Source organism: uncultured Gimesia sp., from assembly GCF_937919775.1.
Lineage (GTDB): Bacteria > Planctomycetota > Planctomycetia > Planctomycetales > Planctomycetaceae > Gimesia.
Window position 1 is genome coordinate 1 of record NZ_CALFPF010000580.1, and the last position, 2,952, is coordinate 2,952.

A 2,952-nucleotide genomic window follows, 5' to 3' on the forward strand; every position below is an offset into this window, starting at 1 on the left:
ACCGTCTGTTACACCGTCCCCGTCGGAAACGCCAGAAACAGCGCAAACGTTCTATACTGCGGTTCAGTCCGTATGCCTGGGCCAAGCTGATCTACCTGCGTGACCGGGGGCCGACGGAGGTCGGTGGCTTCGGAATCACTGATCCTGCAGATCCCCGGTTCGTGAACGATGTGGTGCTGATCCAGCAGTCTTGTACTGACGTGACCGTGGTCTTTGATGATACCGCGGTGGCTGACTTCTTTGACGACCAGATCGATGCGGGTCGACATCCGGAGAATTTCGGGCGGGTCTGGATCCACACGCATCCCGGTCACTCCGCGCAACCCAGTCAGGTCGATGTCGAGACCTTCGCCCGCGTGTTCGGCCACTGTGACTGGGCGGTGATGTTGATTCTCGCCCGTAACGGGGCCACGTATGGGGAGCTAAAACGTTCCGGCAAGTCAGTGGCCGAGAAGCTGTCTGTCGGCATTGATTTTAAACCAGAGTTTGCCGCCAGCAATCAGGAAGACTGGGAAGCAGAGTACCTGCAGTGTGTGCAGGAGGCACCACTGCCGCTGTTGTGGGATCTGGCCGAATGGTTGGACTGTGGATTCCCCCCTGCTGAGCAGTGGCCTGTTTTTCCAATATAAGTATCCCCGTTTATTTACCACTTCGAAATAGAACAAGGAGAAACTATGAATCTTGTAACTGATCGTTTTATCCGTCAGTCAGAACTGGTACCGATGGAAAAACTCAAACCGTTAACGGTGACGGTCATCGGCGTCGGTGCCATTGGACGGCAGGTGGCCATTCAGCTGGCCGCTCTGGGAGTGCGGCGGCTGCAGCTGATTGATTTCGACAAAGTGGAACCGACCAATATCACCACCCAGGGCTATCTGGAAGCAGATTTGGGCCAGTTCAAAGTGGATGCTACGGCGCGTGCGCTGCAGGCCATCGATGCCGGGTTGGAAACAGAGTTGGTCGTGGATCGGTTTCGGCCCGGGCTGTTGACGGGAGCAGCAGTATTTGTCTGCGTGGATTCGATCAGCAGCCGGGCCGCCATCTGGCGCTCGTTGCGCCATCAATGTCGTTTCTGGTGTGACGGGCGGATGCGGGGGGAAGTCCTGCGGATCCTGACTGCTACGGATTTAGAAACCCGCGCGCATTACGATTCCACTTTATTTGCCCAGGCGGAAGCACAGACAGGTGCCTGTACCTCTCGCAGCACAATCTACACGGCCAGTATCGCCGCCGGTCTGATGCTGCATCAGTTCACACGCTGGCTGCGAAAACTTCCCGTTGATTTCGACATGACGCTGAATCTGTTGGCAGGTGAATTAACAGCCGCATAAAGGAACATTCGATTCAATTTACTCAGTTGTGATAACTGATCAGACAAGGAGCACTGAGGGTCACCAGAAATGGTGGCCCGTAATTCCTGTTTTTTTTATCTATCAGTAAACACCATGAATCTAAGTCGTATGACGGGTGTCATTCTTGGGGGCAAGGTCAAGATACAAACCAGCTCTCATAACAACTGGTACGAAAATGGGGAGTCTGTCACATCCCCAAAGCAATACCGGATGAATTTCCGTCGTTTTTGTTGCCACGATTCCCATGTCTTGGCTCCCGCGACCAGAATTCGGATTTGGACAGGCGTTTCGTGGGTTCTTCATGCTGGTATCGCGTAGATTGTCCCTGTGTCCCGCCCATGTCCGTCTTCACCATACTCCTACGCTCACGAGTACCGGCGGCGGGATTTCTCACTCTCCCTAAACAAAGTCCAATATCGAAATGTTACCACATTTCAGCTGGACGTGGTTAAGGTGGCTAGAGCGCATCACATTTAACTCTAGCGCGAATGCGGTAAGCCAGGTAGGCTGGTGAGATCTCATTTCATGGAGGATTTCACATGTTGATTTATTCCAAAGAACGCCGCCTCGAAGTTCTGAAAGCGTATGCAGCCGGTTTAACAACCCGGGAGATTGCGTTGCAATTTCAATGCAGCGAATCGTGGGTTAGACGGGTCAAACAAGAGTTTCGAGAGCACGGAAAAACCAGCCCTGCCACCAGACGTAAACGAGTTCCCCAGTGGCATTCACTGGTAGATCGTATTCAGACTTCAGTCTCTGATAAACCGGATATCACTCTGCAAGAATTGAAGGATCGGCTTGGCACAACACTCTGTCGTCAGACGTTGTGTCGCGCATTAAAACGCTTAAAGCTCACTCTCAAAAAAAAGTCCTGATCGCATCAGAGCAGGATCGCCCTGATGTTCAACTACGTCGTGCTGAATGGAAAGTAAGACAGCAGGGACTGGATCCGGAACGGTTCGTTTTTCTCGACGAAACATGGGCAAAAACAAATATGACTCGCCCCAGGGGACGCTCATTAAAAGGTACCCGGTTGATTGCCAGGACACCTCACGGGCATTGGAAAACGACTACATTCCTGGCCGGTTTACGAACCAGTGGCTTAGTGGCTCCCCTCGTTGTTGATGGAGCGATCAATGGTGATTTGTTTGTGGCTTACGAACAACAGCATCTGGTTTCTGTTCTTCAGGAAGGAGATATTGTGGTCATGGATAACCTGAGCAGCCACAAGCGATCAGAAGTGCGAGAAGCGATTGAATCTGTGGGAGCCGAACAGTGGTACCTGCCTCCCTACAGTCCTGACCTGAATCCGATTGAACAGGCTTTTTCCAAATTTAAATGGTTGATCAAAAGTGCGGAAGAACGGACAGTACCGGGTCTGTGGGCAGCCTGTGGCAGACTCGTCGATCAGATCACCAGCACAGAAAGCAGGAACTACATTACACACTGTGGCTACCGATACGATTATCTGAGACGCGTTCTAGATCAATCGGAGGAGTGATATGATTAACAGTAAACCATGTATTTATCGAGTCGTATTTTGAGCACAGACAATACAATGTTCAGTCACAACTGGAAGAATTGGTACAACCGGACACAG

4 protein-coding genes are annotated in these 2,952 nt (G+C 51.7%); all 4 read left to right on the top strand.

The annotated features are described in order from the left end of the window. A partial coding sequence (locus Q0294_RS16755) for a hypothetical protein (protein ID WP_366917986.1) occupies positions 1-629 on the top strand: 629 nt, incomplete at its 5' end. A 45-nt stretch (positions 630-674) separates the two neighbouring features. After that, the gene (locus Q0294_RS16760; protein ID WP_299467756.1) at positions 675-1,331 is read left to right on the top strand and encodes a ThiF family adenylyltransferase; all 657 of its coding nucleotides are present in this window, start codon (positions 675-677) and stop codon (positions 1,329-1,331) included. Between the two features lie 560 nt (positions 1,332-1,891). Continuing rightward, a complete protein-coding gene (locus Q0294_RS16765; protein ID WP_299467758.1) occupies positions 1,892-2,227 on the top strand; it encodes a helix-turn-helix domain-containing protein in 336 nt (111 codons plus the stop codon). Next, entirely contained in the window at positions 2,179-2,853 is a 675-nt protein-coding gene (locus Q0294_RS16770) for an IS630 family transposase (RefSeq protein WP_299467760.1), read from the top strand. Before Q0294_RS16765 ends, Q0294_RS16770 begins: the two co-directional genes overlap by 49 nt. Positions 2,854-2,952 lie beyond the last annotated feature (99 nt).